Consider the following 15289-nt stretch of genomic DNA (forward strand, 5'->3'; position numbering starts at 1 on the left):
GGGACGACCCCCCTTGCCTTTTATATGGGGCATACAGGGTTCTGTCGGGCTTCTCAGGCCGTCCTCAGAGTGCTCTCATGTACGGCTCCGAGAGTTTCCTGCATGACGGAACACCAGCAGCCGCAGCAGCCGTACCACCCGCCGCAGCCCCCGAGGCCGCCGTACGACCCGACGCAGCCCGTCATCACGGAGCCGGGTACGACGGTCTGGCCGTCCGGGGGGCACGTCCCTCCGACGGTCACTCCCCCGACCCCGCCCGCGCCCGCCGCGGCCGCCCCTCTCCCGCGCCGGCGCGCCAGGCGGGGCGTCGGTCTCCTCGTCGCCGTGGCGATCGCCGCCGCGGCCGTCGGCGGCGGCACCGCGACCCTGGTGCAGCAGATCACCGCGGACGACGCCCCCACGGCGTCCGGCGTCAGCGGTACGAACGTCTCCGCGAGCAGCAAGGGCACGGTCGCCGGCGTGGCCCAGGCCGTCTCGCCCTCGATCGTGGAGATCTCGGCGTCCTCGACGTCCGGCAAGTCCACCGGCTCCGGTGTGATCATCACAGGCGACGGCGAGATCGTCACGAACAACCACGTGATCTCCGGCGCATCCTCGATCAGCGTCCAGCTGTCGAACGGCAGGACGTACGAGGCGAAGGTCGTCGGGACCGACCCCGACAAGGACCTCGCCCTGATCAAGCTGGAGGGCGCCTCCGGGCTGAAGGCGGCCACGCTCGGGAACTCCGACGACGTGAGGGTCGGCGACGAGGTCGTGGCGATCGGCTCCCCGGAGGGCCTCACCGGCACGGTGACCAGCGGCATCGTCTCCGCGCTCGACCGTGATGTGACGGTGGCCAAGGACGACGGCCGGGACCAGCGGCAGCAGTACGACCCGCGGCAGGGGTGGCCGTTCGAGTTCGGCGGGCAGGAGTTCAACGGCGACACCGGTTCGTCGAAGACGACGTACAAGGCGATCCAGACGGACGCCTCGCTCAATCCGGGGAATTCCGGCGGCGCGCTGATCAATATGAACGGCGAGATCATCGGAATCAATTCGGCGATGTACTCGCCGAGTTCTTCGAACGGCTCTTCGGCCGGCAGTGTCGGTCTCGGATTCGCCATCCCGGTGAACACGCTCGAGGCCGACCTGGACGAGCTCCGGGACGGCGGCGCGAACTGAACGCGTGCGAGGCTGGCCCCATGACTGGCCCGGTGAACGAAGGCGACCGCATCCTCATCGTCGACGACGAGCCCGCCGTACGGGAGGCCCTGCGGCGCAGTCTCGCCTTCGAGGGGTACGGGACCGAGGAGGCCGTCGACGGGGTCGACGCGCTCGCCCGGATGGAGTCGTACGCCCCCGATCTCGTCGTGCTCGACGTGCAGATGCCCCGGATGGACGGGCTGACGGCGGCGCGCCGGATCCGGGCGTCCGGCTCGACCGTGCCGATCCTGATGCTCACGGCCCGGGACACGGTCGGCGACCGGGTGACCGGTCTGGACGCGGGCGCGGACGACTATCTGGTGAAGCCCTTCGAGCTGGACGAGCTCTTCGCCCGGATCCGGGCGCTGCTGCGGCGCAGCTCGTACGCGAGCGCCGCCGAGGCGGCGCCCGAGGGGGACGTCCTGACCTTCGGGGATCTGCGGATGGACCTGGCGACCCGCGAGGTGACACGGGCCGGCCGGGCGGTGGAGCTCACGCGGACGGAGTTCACGCTCCTGGAGATGTTCCTGGCACATCCGCGCCAGGTGCTGACGCGCGAGCAGATCCTGAAGGCGGTGTGGGGCTTCGACTTCGAGCCGAGTTCGAACTCGCTCGACGTGTACGTGATGTACCTGCGGCGGAAGACGGAGGCGGGCGGCGAGCCGCGCCTCGTGCACACGGTGCGGGGCGTGGGGTACGTGCTGCGCGGCGGAGGCCCCGAGTGAGCGGTCCTGTGGTGTGGTTCCGGTCGCGGCCGCTGCGGTCCCGGCTCGCGCTGCTGACGGCGACGGCGGTCGCGGTGGCGGTGGCGGCGGTCTCGCTCGCCTGCTGGTTCGTGACCCGGGCGCAGCTGGAGGCCGAACTGGACTCCTCGCTGCGCGGCAGCCGCCTCACGGACGAGCAGGCGCGGATGCTGCTGGCCTCCTGCGCCCCGGGGGCGCGGGACCGCCCGGTGCCCGCCGGGCCCGCGCAGACCCTGCAGATCGTCACCGTCACCGGTGACCTCTGCACGCTCGGCACCTCCCCGATCCCCGCCCGGAACGCGGACCTCGCCGTCGCGCGGGGCGAGCAGCCGTTCGCCCTGCACACGACGGACGCCGAGAACGGCACGGAGATGCGGGTCTACTCGTATCCCGTGTCGATCGCCAACCAGCCGGTCGCGGTCTCCGTCGCCCGTCCGCTGTACGAGATCGACCGCTCGATGTCCACACTCGGCTGGGTGCTGCTGCTCGTCTCCGGGATCGGTGTCGTGGGCGCGGGCGCGGCCGGGCTGTGGGTGGCGCGGACCGGGCTCGAGCCGGTGAACCGGCTGACGGGCGCGGTGGAGCACGTGGCGGCGACGGAGGACCTGACGGTACGGATCCCGGTCGAGGGCGAGGACGAGATCGCCCGCCTCTCGCGCTCGTTCAACGCGATGACGGCGGCGCTCGCGGTCTCGCGGGACCGGCAGGCGCAGTTGATCGCGGACGCGGGCCATGAGCTGCGGACTCCGCTGACCTCGCTGCGTACCAACATCGAGCTGCTGGCCCGCAGCGAGGAGACGGGCCGGGCGCTGCCGCCCGAGGACCGGCGGGCGCTGATGGCGTCGGTGAAGGCGCAGATGACGGAGCTGGCGGCGCTGATCGGCGACCTCCAGGAGCTGGCGCGCCCGGACGCGGCGGAGCCGGGTCCGCTCAAGGTCGTCCCGCTGCACACGCTCCTGAGGTCGGCCCTCGACCGGGCACGGCTGCGCGGTCCCGAGCTGACGTTCGTCACGGATCTGGCGCCCTGGTACGTCCGGGCGGAGCCGGCGGCGCTGGAGCGCGCGCTGGTGAACGTCCTGGACAACGCGGTGAAGTTCTCGCCCGCGCGGGGCACGGTGGAGGTGACCCTGATGCGGGGCGAGCTGACCGTCCGGGACCACGGCCCGGGCGTCGCGGTGGAGGAACTCCCCCATGTCTTCGAGCGCTTCTGGCGCTCGCCGTCGGCGCGCAGCCTGCCCGGCTCGGGCCTCGGTCTGTCGATCGTGGCCCGTACGGTCCACCAGGCGGGCGGCACGGTGACCTTGGCGGCGGCCGAGGGCGGCGGCACGGCGGCGGTCCTGAGACTGCCGGGCGCGCCGACGCCCCCGCCGTCGGTCGTGGCGGACGAGGGGCTCGACCGGGCCTGAACGGGTGTGGGGACTCCCGGTGACGCGAAAGGGGCGGCGGGCCGTCGGAACGGTCCGCCGCCCCCTGGGCGTCGTTGTGCGCGGTGTTACCTGACGACCGTGATCCGGCCCGTCGCCGGCGGGGTCAGCGGGGCGCTCGCGGAGGAGTGGGCCCCCAGGTAGGCGGTGAACAGGTCCAGGTCGGACGCGCCGACCAGCTTGTTCTTGTGCTCCTTCAGGACGGCGAAGCCGTCACTGCCACCGGCCAGGAACTCGTTCATCGCGACCCGGTAGGTCTTCGACGGGTCGATCGCCTCGCCGTTCAGCTTCACCGAGGAGGTCACGATCCGGTCGGCGCCGGTCTTCGTCATGTCCAGGGTGTAGGTGAAGCCCTTCGAGACCTGCAGGATCTTCGGGGCCGCCTGGTTCGGGCCGCTCACCTGCTGCTGGAGCGCGGTGATGAGCTGGGCGCCGGTCAGGTCGACCGCCGTCATCATGTTGGTGAACGGCTGGACCGTGTACGCCTCGCCGTAGGTCACCACCCCGTCGCCCTCGGCGCCGGACGCCTTGTGGACCAGCGGCGCGCGGACACCGCCCGGGTTCATCAGCGCGAGCTGCGCGCCGCCCTTGTCGGCCGGGGCCATGCCCTCCAGCTGCGCGTCGGCGATCAGGTTGCCCAGCGGCTTCTCGGGCACGTCGGACGGGTTGTCGATGTCACCGGAGATGTAGCCGACCGGACGGCTCGCGATCGGGGCGGCGAGCGTCTTCCAGCGGTCGATCAGCCGGGTCATGTCAGCGGCCTTCGCCACGTCGCGGGTGACGACGTGGTTCGCGGAGGAGACGGCGGTACGGACGATGTCCTTGGACCGGCGGTCGTAGGTCAGCGTCGTGTCCGTGTACAGCTTGCCGAAGGAGGCCGCCGAGGTGACCGTGCGCGGCTTGCCCGACGGGTCCGGGATCGTGCAGGCGTAAGCCTGGTGGGTGTGGCCCGTGACCAGGGCGTCGACCTGCGGGCTGACCTTCTTCGCGATGTCGACGATCGGGCCCGAGATGCCGTCGCCGGGACCGGGGCTGTCACAGTCGTAGTTGTACGAACCCGAGGCCGGCGCACCGCCCTCGTGCAGCAGGGCGACGATGGACTTGACGCCCTTGCGCTCCAGGACCTTGGTGTACTTGTTGATCGCCTCGATCTCGTCGCCGAACTTCAGGCCCTTGATGCCCTCGGCGGAGACGATGTCGGCCGTGCCCTCCAGGGTGACGCCGATGAAGCCGACCTTGACTCCGTTGCGCTCCCAGATGACGTACGGGTCGAGGATCGGACGGCCGGTCTTCTCGTTCGTCACGTTGGCCGCGAGGTAGGGGAAGCGCGCCCCCTTGAACTTCCTGTCCTCGTCGAAGCAGCCGGCGGTCGGGTGGCAGCCGCCGTTCTGCATCCGGGCGAGCTCGCGCGCTCCCTCGTCGAACTCGTGGTTGCCGACGGAGCTGACGTCGAGCCTCAGCCGGTTCAGCGCCTCGATGGTCGGCTCGTCGTGGAAGAGCCCGGAGACCAGCGGAGAGGCGCCGATCATGTCGCCGGCGGCGGCGGTGACGGAGTACGGGTTGCCCTTGCGGGCCTCGCGCAGGTGCGTGGCCAGGTACTCGATGCCACCGGCGTCGATGGTCTTCGTCGTGCCGTCCTCGTTGGTGTGGGTGACCCGGCCGGCCGAGCCCGTGGGGGGCTCCAGGTTCCCGTGCAGGTCGTTGAAGGAGAGGAGCTGCACGTCGACGTAACGCCCGTAGCCGTGTCCCCGGCCGCGCTCGTCGCCCCCGCCCTTCGTACCCGAGGCGCCCGCGGGCAGCGCGGCGACGAGCGCGCCGACGGTGGCGAGCCCCGCGCCGACGGCGAGTATCCGCCCCGCTGTCCTCTTCTTCTTCGGTGTCGCTGCCATCGTTCCCCTTGTCCCCGCGCCGCTGTGAGCGGCGCCTGTCGACTGCTGACGTACCGGGCGCAGCCTAGAGTCAACGCGCGTAGCGCAACAGGGGGTACCGGGTTACAACTAGGTTGATACGAAGGGCTGAACCCCACGCTCTTCCTTCAGCGGGGTTGCCCCGTGCATGGAGCTGACGGCTGGACATGCCGTGTCGGCCTGGGGAGGCCCCGGCATCGGCAGTCCGCGAAGCAGGAACCCGCAGGCGGGGCGACCGGCCGAAAACCCCATGGGGAATCCCCGTCCTTCAGGGCAGGGAGGAAGTCGATCCGTAGGCTCGGAGCATGACTCCTGACGCGGCACCGGCCCTCGAACCCGGCCGGCAGATCCACACTCTCGACGAGCTCTCCCCCGAGCAGGTGACGGACGTCCTCGACCTGCTGGAGGCGACCGACCGCGCCGACGGCGTCCACGCCGTGTCCGAGCAGGGACGGCTGTACCTGCGCCACGGCCGGCGCGAGGGGGTGCGGCACTTCCTCCTCACGGTCGGCGCCCAGCTCTACGGCTACGCGCAGCTGGAGGACACCGACCCGGTGGAGGCCCCGGCCGCCGAGCTCGTCGTCCACCCGTCGCACCGCGGCCGCGGTCACGGCCGGGCGCTCGGCACCGCGCTGCTCGCCGCCTCGGGCAAGCGGCTGCGGGTCTGGGCGCACGGCGGGAAGGCCGCGGCCCGGCATCTGGCCCAGGTGCTCGGCCTGACGCTGTTCCGCGAACTGCGCCAGCTGCGCCGCCCCTTGGCGCCGCTCGACATCCCCGAGCCGGTGCTGCCCGAGGGCGTCACGGTCCGCACCTTCGTCCCCGGCCAGGACGACGCGGCCTGGCTCGCGGTCAACGCGGCGGCCTTCGCCCACCACCCCGAGCAGGGCTCGCTCGTCCAGCGGGACCTCGACGACCGGTTCGCCGAGCCGTGGTTCGACCCCAAGGGCTTCTTCCTCGCGGAGAAGGAGGGGAAGCTGATCGGCTTCCACTGGACGAAGACGCACGCGGAGGAGCAGCTCGGCGAGGTGTACGTGGTCGGCATCCTGCCGGAGGCTCAGGGCAGCGGCCTGGGCAAGGCGCTCACGGCGATCGGGCTGCGGCACCTGGCGGCGCAGGGGCTGCCGACGGCGATGCTGTACGTGGACGCGGACAACACGGCGGCGGTGACGGTGTACGAACGGCTGGGCTTCGTCACGCACGAGGTGGACCTGATGTACCGCACGGAGTCCTGAGCACGGCCGGCGCACCTGGCAGAAGGGGGCGGTTGACACCGCCCCTCTCTTGCACCACCCTTTCACTACTTGATTAGTGAAAGGGTGGTGAGAAGGAACGTGCTCGAGTACCGCATCGACCGGCGCAGTGGCGTCGCCACCTACGTCCAGATCGTCCAGCAGACCAAACAGGCCCTGCGCATGGGCGTTCTGGAACCGGGGGACCGGCTGCCCACCGCGCGCGAGGTCGTCGAGGCGACGGCCATCAACCCGAACACGGTCCTCAAGGCCTACCGCGAGCTGGAGCGCGAGGGGCTCGTCGAGGCCCGCCGCGGCCTCGGCACCTTCGTCCGCGCGACGCTCGGCACCGGCCCCGCGGACTCGCCCCTGCGGGGCGAACTCGCCGACTGGGCACGCCGTGCGCGGGAGGAAGGACTGGAGCGCGAGGACGTGGCCGCGCTCTTCACATCCGTACTGAAGGAATTCTTCGAGGGGGACGCATGACCGACGGAACGGTCCTGAGCACCGAGGACCTGGGCAAACGGTACGGAGGGCGGAGGCTCGGACGGGTACCGGGGCAGGGACGCGGTGGACCGGGACGCGGGGGCGGGGACGGATGGGCGCTGAGGGGGTGCACCTTCGCGCTCCCCGCCGGCCGGGTCTGCGCACTCGTCGGCCCCAACGGCGCCGGAAAGTCCACTCTCCTCGCCCTCACGGCCGGACTGCTGCGCCCCACCGAGGGCACGGTGCGGGCCCCGGCCCGCGAGCACCTCGCGTACGTCGCCCAGGAGAAGCCGCTCTACCCGCAGCTCACCGTCGCCGAGACGCTGCGGATGGGCCGGGAGCTCAACCCGGGCAGCTGGGACACGGCCGCCGCCGAGCGGATCACCGCCGAGCTCGACCCGGCCGCACGCGTCCGCGACCTCTCCGGCGGCGAGCGCACCCGCGTCGCCCTCGCCCTGGCCCTCGGCAAGCGGCCCGAACTGCTCCTCCTCGACGAGCCGATGGCCGACCTGGACCCGCTGGCCCGCCGGCAGCTCATGGGGGTCCTGATGGCGGACGCCGCCGAACGCGGCACGACCGTCGTCATGTCCTCGCACATCCTCACCGAGCTGGAGGGCGCCTGCGACCACCTGCTCCTCGTCGACGGCGGCAGCGTCCGCCTCGACGGCGCGATCGACGAACTCCTCGCCGCGCACGCCGTGCTCCGCGGCCCGGTCGCGGACCTCGCCCCGCACACGGTCGTCGAGTCCCGCACCACGGGCCGCCAGCTCACCGCCCTGGTCCGCCGGGAGGGCCGGATTGAAGGCCCCTGGCAGACGAGCACCCCGACCCTGGAGGACCTCGTCCTCGCCCACCTGCGCCCCGAAGGAGCCTCCGCATGAGCACCCTCCCGCTGAAGGGCCAGCACTGGGTGACGGCCCGCCAGCACCGCCGTACGCTCCAGGTCGCGGGAGCGGCGGTGGCGATGGTCCTCACCGTCGTCCTCGGGCTGCGGATCTGGGACTCCATGGTCCCGGACATCCGCGTGGTGGACGGTTACGCGCTCCCCTCCGAGGACAACCGGGCGTACGGCCTCCTGCGCCTGGCCCTGGAGTACACGGCCAACGGCATGATCCTCCTCCCCCTGCTCGTCGGGGCGTTCGTCGCGGGCCCGCTGATCGCCCGTGAGCTGGAGAGCGGCACGTACCGGCTCGCGCTCACCCAGTCCGTCACCCCGGTGCGGTGGTTCCGCGCGAAGCTCCTCACCGCCACGGTCGCGGCGCTCGCGGTCACCCTCGCCCTCATGGCGGTCTACCAGATCGGCTGGGGCCGGGTCTCCGGCACCTGGCAGCTGCACTGGTCGGACCGCGGCCCGTACGAGGCGACCGGCCCCGTCCTCGTCGCGTACGTCCTGCTGGCCGTCGCCGTCGGCGCGCTCCTCGGACAGCTGATCCGCCGCACGGTGGTCGCCATGGCCGCGACCGGCCTGGTCACCGGCCTCGTCCTCGCGGCCCTCGGCGCGCTGCGCTGGGACTTCCTGCCGGTACGGACGATCACGGGCCCGCCCGTGGCCGACAGCACCGGCCTGATGATGCCCGAGAACGGCCTGATCATGGACCAGGGCCTGCTGGACCCCACCGGCGCCCGGCTGCCCGGCTGGTTCTGCGACCCCGAGGCCGTCCCGGCCGACTGCCGGGTCGACGTGCCCGTCGCCGCCGAGTACCTCGACTACCACCCCGAGTCGCACTTCTGGCCCACCCAGCTCATCGAGACCGGCATCGTCCTCGCGCTCGCCGCCGTCACGCTCCTCGTCGCGTTCCGGGTCCTGAACAGGCGCCACCCGTCGTCGCCCGCCGGAAGCTGACGCGGCGGACGAGTCCGGACGGAGAAGCGGCGGAGCCGCCCGAACGGATCTGTGCGAAATCTCTCGGCCAAGGGACGTGATTGAGCCATCCGACGGGGCCGCCGAAAGCGGCCCCCTCGCTCCCCCAATGTCGTGGTTGATGGCGAGTTGACTCGGGGAACATGCCGCCGTTGCCGGTGGCACGTTCGCCGCTCCGCCGCCTATTGCCGGATATCCGGTGGAATGCAACCACGGCCGAGTGTCAGCTTTTGGCCCCGCGCCGGGCGAACTAGCGTGCCTCACATTCGCGGTCGCGCCCTGCCTCGCGCAGGTGCGCCGTCCACGGGTACACGGGGGAGGGCTCTGCGTCATGCAGTGGTGCACCACGAGGGCTGTGCGAGGTCATGGGCCGTTCCAGGAGCACCCCGACACATCGAGGACCGTCTCCTGATCCACCGGTCAACGTGCCCAGCCGTCGACGCCCGGTCCTGGAGTGACAGCACATGCCCGAACCGACGCACCGTCTCGCCCTGCACCTGCTCGGCCCCCTCCGCATCTGGCGGGGCGGCCGGGAACTCACCGTGGGCCCCCCAAACAGCGGGCCGTCCTCGCGCTCCTGGCCGGCCGGCGCGGCACCGTGGTCAGCCGCGCGCAGATCGTGGACGCGCTCTGGGGCGGCGACGCCCCGGCCTCGGCCGCCAACGCCGTGCACACCTACGTCGCCGCGCTGCGCCGGACCCTCGAACCGGACCGCGGCAGCAGGGAGTCCGGCGCGTTCATCGTCTCCCGCGCCGGCGGCTACGAACTGCGCGTACCCGCCGACGCGGTCGACTCCACCGTCTTCGCCCGCCGCTACGAGGAGGCGCGGCACCTGGTGGCCTCGGGCGACGCCCCGGCCGCCTGCGACCGCTTCGAGTCGGCGCTCGGCCTCTGGCACGGCGAGGCGCTCAGCGGCATCCCCGGACCGTACGCGGCCCTCGAACGCACCCGGCTGCGCGAGCTGCGGTTCGCCGCGACCGAGGGCTGGATCGCCGGGCTGATCGCCACCGGCCACCTCGACGCGGCGATCGTCGCCTCCTCCGAGGCCATCGCCCAGGAGCCGCTGCGCGAACGGCTCCGCCACCTCCACATGCTGGCCCTGTCCCGGTGCGGCCGGCAGGCCCACGCCATCCAGGCGTACGACGAGGCGCGGACCCTCCTGCGGGAGGAACTGGGCATCGACCCCGGCCGGGAACTGCGCGAACTGTACGAGCGGATACTGGCGGGCGAAGCCGCCGCCGAAAGCCCGCCCACGACACCGGCCGCGTCCCGGGCCGACTCGCCCTGGCCCTCCGTCACACCCCCGCAGCCCCGTTCGTCCGGTTCACCCTGGCCGTCCAGGCCACCCCGGCCGTCCGCCTCTCCCCGGGCGTCCCGATCGGCCCCGTTCCGGACGTACGCACTCAGGCCCTCCACGCACCGGCCCTCGCCGCTCCCGGCGCCCCGACCGGAGGGACCCGCCCCGATCCCCCGGCGGAGCCCCACCTCCCCGCCCGGCGGCCGCCCCCTGCACCAGCTCCCCGCCACGGCCCGTGTCTTCATCGGCCGGGAACCGGAGCTCCAGCAGGCCAGGCAGAAGCTCGACCAGGACACCGCCCGGTGCCGGAGCACGGCCCCGATCCTGACCGTCGACGGGCCCGCGGGCGTCGGCAAGACCGCGTTCGCCCTGGAACTCGCCCACGCCTACGCGGACAGGTTTCCCGACGGTCAGCTGTACGTCGATCTGCGGGGCACCGGCGACGGCGGCGCCCGCTCCGCCTTCGACGCACTCGCCCATCTCCTCCAGGGCCTCGGCGTCGAACACGACCGGCTCCCCCACGACCTCGAAGGACGCGTCACCCTCTACCGCACCCTCATGCACGGCAGGCGGACGCTGCTCCTCCTCGACGACGCCGCCGACGCGGACCAGTTACGCCCACTCGTCCCGCCCGGCCCCTCTGCCGTGATCGTCACCAGCCGCCGACTCCAGCGGGGGCTCGTCGCCCGCGAGGGCGCCCGGCGCGTCGGACTGCGTCCACTGGACCGGCAGACCGCCGCCGACCTCTTCGTCGCCCTCCTCGGCCCCGAGCGGTGCGCCGGACAGCGCGCCGCGGTGGAACGCCTCGCCGAGTACTGCGGCCGGCTCCCGCTGGGCATCCGGATCGCCGCCGGGACCCTGGCGGCCAACCCGCACCTGTGCCCGCGGGAGCTGGCGGAGCGGTACGAGGACCCCTGGACGCGGCTCGACCACCTGAGCGTCGAGGGGGACGGCGAGGCCAGCGTGCGTCAGGCGCTGGAGGCCAGCTACCTGTCCCTCTCTCCGGAGGCGGCCCGGCTCTTCCGGGCCCTCGGCAGGTCCGTCGCCGGGACCGGCGGGCCCGGCGACACCATCGGGCCCGCGGACGCGACCGCCCTCGCGGACGGCGACGCGGCGGCCGCCCGGCGCAGGCTCGACGCCCTGGCCGACGTGGGCCTCCTGGAGCGCAGCGGCTCCGACGCGTACCGCCTCGACGAACTCGTGGGCATCTACGCGTCCGAGCGCGCGGCCGCCGCCGACCAGCCCACCGCCCGCTCGACGCTCCTGATGACCCCGATCCACGACGACGGCTTCCCGGGCTGCTGCCTCCCGGACGCCCTCGCCCGCAGCTGAGACGCCCGGCACCCCCGGGACTGAAGAACGTGACCCTGACACTCTTCAGATCTTCTTCAGATCCCCCTGCGCACAATCGCCTGCGTCACGACGACTGTCGCTGTGCAGTAACGGAGGGGCACGACCACGATGACCACGAGCACCAGCCCGGAAAGCGCCTTCGGCAACCTGACCGAGGAGAGCGTCCGGTACAGCCGCTTCTCACAGTTCCGCTCGACCAGCGAACCGTTCATCAAGGACAACCCGTGCCACCGCCCCCTGAACCCCGAGCGCATCGCCGGGATCGACTGGGGCACACCCCTCGTCGAGGAGACGTTCGCCTCGGACCGGAGCCTGCTCGCGAACCGTCTGCTGATGAACGTCTACGAGAGCGACGCGCTGTTCCTGCCCGCCGCCGGACTGCGCAAGTTCGAGGACGACTTCAACGCCTTCTACCAATCCGAGAGCCGGCTCTCCGGCGAGCGGATCCGCCCCGACGCGGAGCGCTTCGCCTTCGGCTTCCTGGACGACTCCGTCGGTGTCACCGGGCAGTGGGACGAAGACACCCTCCGCGCCCACCTGCGCCGCTCCGTCGACCTGGCCAACAGCCCCGGCAACCGGCCCGTGTTCGACGCGATCCGCTCCGCCACCTCACCCAGGACCGCCGCCGGCACGCAGATCGTCCAGATGGCGCTCGACGGTCTGACCGAGGCCACGGCGATGTCGCAGAACCTGGGCGGCGCGTTCGGACCGGAGCAGAGCGAGCTCTTCAAGATCTTCGTCGACGAGTTCGGCTACGGCGTCTTCCCTGCGAAGCACAGCACGCTCTTCATGGAGCTCTGCTCCAGCGTCGGCATGGCCACCACCTCGCACCACTACTGGTTCTTCTACCTGCCCAGCTCGATCGCGATCAACAACTACTTCTACTGGGCGACCCGGAACCGCACCGGCTTCTTCCGCTACATCGGCGCGATGGCCTTCCTGGAGGCGACCTTCGCCGCCTGGTTCGGCGACCTCACCAAGGTCTTCCGTGACGTGTACGGCAAGGACGTCGACACCCGCTACTGCGACGAGCACGCGCACATCGACCAGCACCACGGCCGGATGGCCATCGACGACCTGCTCATCCCGCTCGCCCTCAAACACGGCCCCGTCGCCGTCAGGGGCCTGCTCCAGGGCGTCGAGGAGATCCAGCTCCTCGACCGCCTCGCGGGCGCCGACCTGCTGGCCCAGCTCACCTGGGACCCGGTGGTCTCCGACGCACCGGCGAAGACCGAGGCACCGGCCGGGGAGGTCGTGGAGCTCGACAGCGACAGCCCCTTCGACACCCAGGTCGCCTCCGTCGCCACCCGCCTGCACGTCCGCGGCGGCGAGGCCCTGCTGTACACGTCAGCCACCGGCGACCCGCTGCGCGTGCCGCAGGGCAGGTCCGTCGTCGTCCCGGCCGGCCGTCTCTACGGCGTCCGGGCCGAGTCCCGCACCCAGGTCGCCACCGGACCGGCCGCGTGAGCGCCCGTACGAAGGGGGCCGCGGCCGCACCCGCGAAGCCCCGCACACAAGCGGTGTTCGACCGCACCGAGCACAACGCGCTCGTCGCCGGCGACGAGATCTACTTCGTCATGGAACGCGACGACGCCGTGCACGTCCTGAGCAGCCGCTGCCCCCACCGCGGCGGTCCGCTCCACCTCGGCGAGGTCGAAGAGGGGAGGCTCGTCTGCCCCTGGCACGGCGGCCTGTTCCCGGTCGACCGGCTCTGTGACCGCTCGCACCCCGCCGTGCGCGTCGGACACACCGTCACCGTGTACCTCCCCGCCGGAGACGAGACGCCGGTCCCCATCCACACCATGGTCCGAGCAGGAGTGAACGCGGCATGACCCTCACCGCCACGGAAGACACCCCCCTCGACCTGGTGGCCCCCCGCCGGCCCGCGGGCTCCGCCGACCCCTGCCAGACCCTGCTCGCGCTCGGCGAGGAGGCCATGGCGCATCGCCAGTACGAGCGTGCCTACGACCTGTTCAGCGCCGCGGCCCGCTGCGACGCCGACGGCGACGGCGAGCGCTACCGGCGTGAGATCAACCGCGCCGTGCGTGCCCTCGTGCCGCGCTGGCACTTCGGCATGATGAACGACGCCGAGCGCAACCAGGCGTACGCCAAGGCGATCCAGCAGGTCGTCGGCGACGGGCAGTTGGTGCTCGACATCGGCACCGGCGGCGGTCTCCTCGCGCTGCTCGCCGCCCGCTCGGGCGCGCAGCGGGTCGTCACGGTCGAGGCCGTCGACGTCGTCTCCGCGACCGCCCGCGAGATCGTCCGGCAGAACGGGTACGACGACGTCGTCACCGTCGTCTCCGGACTCTCCACGGACCTGCGGGTCGGCGTGGACCTGCCGCGCCGGGCCGACGTCCTGGTCACCGAGATCTTCGACTGCGCGCTGCTCGGCGAGTTCGCCGTACCCGCGCTGAAGCACGCCCGGCGGGAGCTGCTCGCCCCCGACGCGACCGTCCTGCCCCGCTCCGGACGTCTCTTCGCCCAGTTCGTGGAGAGCCCCGAGCTGCACTCGCTCAACCACGTCGGCGAGGTCGAGGGCTTCGACTTCAGCCCCTTCGCCTCGCTCACCTCGCTGGAGTACTTCTCCACCACCCTCACCAACTACCGGCACCGCCCGCTCACCGACCCGGTCGAGATCTTCCGCTTCGACTTCGCCCAGGACATCGAACCGACCTCACGGCAGTTCGAGATCGCTCCGCTGGAGAACGGCGCCGCCCACGCCGTCGTGATGTGGTTCGAACTCGATCTGGCCGAGGGCATCACGCTCTCCAACAGCCCTTCGGACACCGGCTCCCACTGGAAGCAAGCCATTCAGACCCTTCCGGAGCCCTGGCGGCTGAAGAAGGACTCCCCACTCGGGTTCCGTGCCGCGCATGATGGCACGCGCGTGCTGGTCGGCCCCGCGAGCAAGGTCCCACACACCCAGGTGAGGTAATGGCAGTCACGAATGAGGGACAGACGTCCGAGGAGCGCAAGCCGAGCACCGGCCAACCCGGCTCCACGAAAAACAGTCCGGAAGAGCCGAGTTCGGAACTCCACAAGACCCTGACCGTCCCCAAGGGCGTCGGTGTCGCCACCGGAATGATCATCGGCAGCGGACTTCTCGTCCTGCCGGGCCTCGCCTACGACCAGGTCGGCTCCAGCGCCGTGTACGCCTGGCTCTCGGCAGCCGTCGTGGTCCTTCCGCTCCTCGTCGTCTTCGCGCGGCTCGGAGCCCGCTACCCGACCGCCGGCGGCGTCCAGGGCTTCGCCCAGGCCGCGTTCGGCGCGCCGGGCTCCACCGTGGCGTCGGTGATCCTCATCGGCGCCTGCGCGTTCGGCGGAGCGGCGATGGCGATCAGCGGCGGCAACTACGTCGCCGCGCTCCTCGGCGACAGCGGCATCGGCGGCTGGGTGGCCCTCGGCTACCTGGCGGTCATCGGCCTGCTCCAGGCGGCCGGTTCCCGACTGGCCGGCGGCATCCAGTCGGCGGTCAGCATCGGGCTGCTGCTGCTCCTCGCCCTGGTCGCCTTCGCCCCCGCGATGGTGGACTCCGGCTCCCTGCACGGCGACGTGGTCCCGCCGACCGAGTGGCTGGCCGCCCTGCCCGCCGTGGGCCTGGTGTTCTTCGCGTTCACCGGCTGGGAGCTGGTCTCGTCGACGGCCGAGGAGTACCGCAACCCGAAGCGGGACTTCCCGCTCGTCATCGGCATCACCTTCGTCATCGTCGTCGCTCTCTACCTGGGCATATCCCTCGCCGTCCAGCTCGTCGTCGCACCCGACGACCCGCTGCTCTCCGAGGCACCGGTGGTCGCCGTCCTGGAG

At 72.0% G+C, this 15289-nt stretch carries 13 protein-coding genes; 12 read left to right on the top strand and 1 reads right to left on the bottom strand.

Translation table 11 applies throughout. The features are described 5' to 3' along the window. Positions 1-102 precede the first annotated feature (102 nt). The 3 genes from ACFUJR_RS19610 to ACFUJR_RS19620 are packed head-to-tail and all read left to right on the top strand — an operon-like array spanning position 103 to position 3331. Positions 103-1161 (top strand): S1C family serine protease, encoded by a 1059-nt coding sequence (locus ACFUJR_RS19610; protein ID WP_383167922.1) that lies wholly within the window; start codon positions 103-105, stop codon positions 1159-1161. A gap of 20 nt (positions 1162-1181) precedes the next feature. Next, a complete protein-coding gene (locus ACFUJR_RS19615) occupies positions 1182-1907 on the top strand; it encodes a response regulator transcription factor (RefSeq protein ID WP_383167925.1) in 726 nt (241 codons plus the stop codon). Next, the gene (locus tag ACFUJR_RS19620; protein WP_383167928.1) at positions 1904-3331 is read left to right on the top strand and encodes a sensor histidine kinase; all 1428 of its coding nucleotides are present in this window, start codon (positions 1904-1906) and stop codon (positions 3329-3331) included. The genes ACFUJR_RS19615 and ACFUJR_RS19620 overlap by 4 nt, the downstream gene beginning before the upstream one ends. An 86-nt stretch (positions 3332-3417) precedes the next feature. Here ACFUJR_RS19620 and ACFUJR_RS19625 read toward each other — a convergent pair whose 3' ends face one another. After that, entirely contained in the window at positions 3418-5238 is a 1821-nt protein-coding gene (locus tag ACFUJR_RS19625; RefSeq protein ID WP_383167932.1) for a bifunctional metallophosphatase/5'-nucleotidase, read from the bottom strand. 323 nt (positions 5239-5561) lie between these two features. On the opposite strand from ACFUJR_RS19625, the gene mshD reads away from it, so the two are divergent. The 9 genes from mshD to ACFUJR_RS19670 all read left to right on the top strand — a co-directional run. Then, entirely contained in the window at positions 5562-6488 is a 927-nt protein-coding gene (gene mshD, locus ACFUJR_RS19630; protein ID WP_383167935.1) for a mycothiol synthase, read from the top strand. 99 nt (positions 6489-6587) lie between these two features. Further along, a complete protein-coding gene (locus ACFUJR_RS19635; RefSeq protein ID WP_352191354.1) occupies positions 6588-6971 on the top strand; it encodes a GntR family transcriptional regulator in 384 nt (127 codons plus the stop codon). Continuing rightward, entirely contained in the window at positions 6968-7852 is an 885-nt protein-coding gene (locus ACFUJR_RS19640; protein WP_383167940.1) for an ABC transporter ATP-binding protein, read from the top strand. The genes ACFUJR_RS19635 and ACFUJR_RS19640 overlap by 4 nt, the downstream gene beginning before the upstream one ends. After that, entirely contained in the window at positions 7849-8814 is a 966-nt protein-coding gene (locus ACFUJR_RS19645) for an ABC transporter permease (RefSeq protein ID WP_383167943.1), read from the top strand. The genes ACFUJR_RS19640 and ACFUJR_RS19645 overlap by 4 nt, the downstream gene beginning before the upstream one ends. Positions 8815-9430: 616 nt before the next feature. Then, on the top strand, positions 9431-11461 hold the full coding sequence (locus tag ACFUJR_RS19650; RefSeq protein ID WP_383180375.1) for a BTAD domain-containing putative transcriptional regulator: 2031 nt from the start codon (positions 9431-9433) through the stop codon (positions 11459-11461). 129 nt (positions 11462-11590) lie between these two features. Continuing rightward, positions 11591-12949: an iron-containing redox enzyme family protein gene (locus tag ACFUJR_RS19655; protein WP_383180378.1), complete on the top strand. Its 1359-nt coding sequence runs from the start codon at positions 11591-11593 to the stop codon at positions 12947-12949. Further along, positions 12946-13314: a Rieske 2Fe-2S domain-containing protein gene (locus ACFUJR_RS19660; RefSeq protein ID WP_383180381.1), complete on the top strand. Its 369-nt coding sequence runs from the start codon at positions 12946-12948 to the stop codon at positions 13312-13314. The genes ACFUJR_RS19655 and ACFUJR_RS19660 overlap by 4 nt, the downstream gene beginning before the upstream one ends. Further along, positions 13311-14420, top strand: coding sequence for a 50S ribosomal protein L11 methyltransferase (locus tag ACFUJR_RS19665; protein WP_383180384.1), 1110 nt, complete (start codon positions 13311-13313; stop codon positions 14418-14420). The genes ACFUJR_RS19660 and ACFUJR_RS19665 overlap by 4 nt, the downstream gene beginning before the upstream one ends. Beyond that, positions 14420-15289: APC family permease (locus tag ACFUJR_RS19670; RefSeq protein ID WP_383450586.1), on the top strand; the 870-nt coding region annotated here is incomplete at its 3' end. The genes ACFUJR_RS19665 and ACFUJR_RS19670, both read left to right, overlap by 1 nt.

The organism is Streptomyces sp. NPDC057271 (genome assembly GCF_042668715.1).
GTDB lineage: Bacteria > Actinomycetota > Actinomycetes > Streptomycetales > Streptomycetaceae > Streptomyces.

Excerpts from the sequence above, each read along its gene's own strand:
- ACFUJR_RS19640 (WP_383167940.1), top strand. The coding sequence starts at position 6,968 with ATGACCGACGGAACGGTCCTGAGCACCGAGGACCTGGGCAAACGGTAC.
- ACFUJR_RS19655 (WP_383180378.1), top strand. The coding sequence starts at position 11,591 with ATGACCACGAGCACCAGCCCGGAAAGCGCCTTCGGCAACCTGACCGAG.
- ACFUJR_RS19625 (WP_383167932.1), bottom strand. The coding sequence starts at position 5,238 with ATGGCAGCGACACCGAAGAAGAAGAGGACAGCGGGGCGGATACTCGCC.
- ACFUJR_RS19615 (WP_383167925.1), top strand. The coding sequence starts at position 1,182 with ATGACTGGCCCGGTGAACGAAGGCGACCGCATCCTCATCGTCGACGAC.
- ACFUJR_RS19610 (WP_383167922.1), top strand. The coding sequence starts at position 103 with ATGACGGAACACCAGCAGCCGCAGCAGCCGTACCACCCGCCGCAGCCC.
- mshD (WP_383167935.1), top strand. The coding sequence starts at position 5,562 with ATGACTCCTGACGCGGCACCGGCCCTCGAACCCGGCCGGCAGATCCAC.
- ACFUJR_RS19665 (WP_383180384.1), top strand. The coding sequence starts at position 13,311 with ATGACCCTCACCGCCACGGAAGACACCCCCCTCGACCTGGTGGCCCCC.
- ACFUJR_RS19645 (WP_383167943.1), top strand. The coding sequence starts at position 7,849 with ATGAGCACCCTCCCGCTGAAGGGCCAGCACTGGGTGACGGCCCGCCAG.